This is a genomic window from Methylolobus aquaticus, from assembly GCF_054172105.1.
The window spans coordinates 1-573 of sequence record NZ_JBSYXP010000057.1; the positions used below are offsets into that span (position 1 = coordinate 1).

A 573-nucleotide genomic window follows, 5' to 3' on the forward strand; every position below is an offset into this window, starting at 1 on the left:
GGACTTCTCTGAACCCCGGATGGTGGACGCTGGACCGGCGGCTCCCAGACAAGGATCCAGGCCGATACCGAGCCGCCCATGATGAACTCGTTGTTCGACTCCGGGAACCAGGCTTCGTCATCGACGACGCTTGCCTGCGTCACCACGAAGCCGATCGCGCCGGTCTTGAACGAGATGAACGGGCGTACTTCATCGATAGCGATCGTGAAGATGAAATCGGTGGTCGCAGCGAGCTGGCGAAACATCGCGGTGGCGGAGATCTGCGTGTTCTCGACATACCAGTCGTAGAAACGCTGGTCATAGCCGGCGATGACATAGGCTGTCTCGAACTCGACTTCGAAGCGTGAGTTGCTGCCGTAAAGGCCGCGCTCTTTCACGCCGGGTATCCTGCAGTGCAGGTGCACGAGCGTGTTCGCCGGCTCGGGTCCGGTAGCGGGGAGCCGGATTATGCGCGTCTCGGCGGTCTCTGGATGGGGGATGCGCTCCAGCATCACCGCACCGGCGCGAAGCGGGCTACGGCGAAGTCCACCCCACTCGCATCGGGAGCAAGGTTGGTCAGCGTGACCGGACGCG

At 62.7% G+C, this 573-nt stretch carries 1 protein-coding gene; it reads right to left on the reverse strand.

The window, feature by feature from the left end:
* On the reverse strand, positions 1-377 hold a 377-nt coding region (locus ACW73L_RS22160), incomplete at its 3' end, for a hypothetical protein (RefSeq protein ID WP_498924710.1).
* Positions 378-573 lie beyond the last annotated feature (196 nt).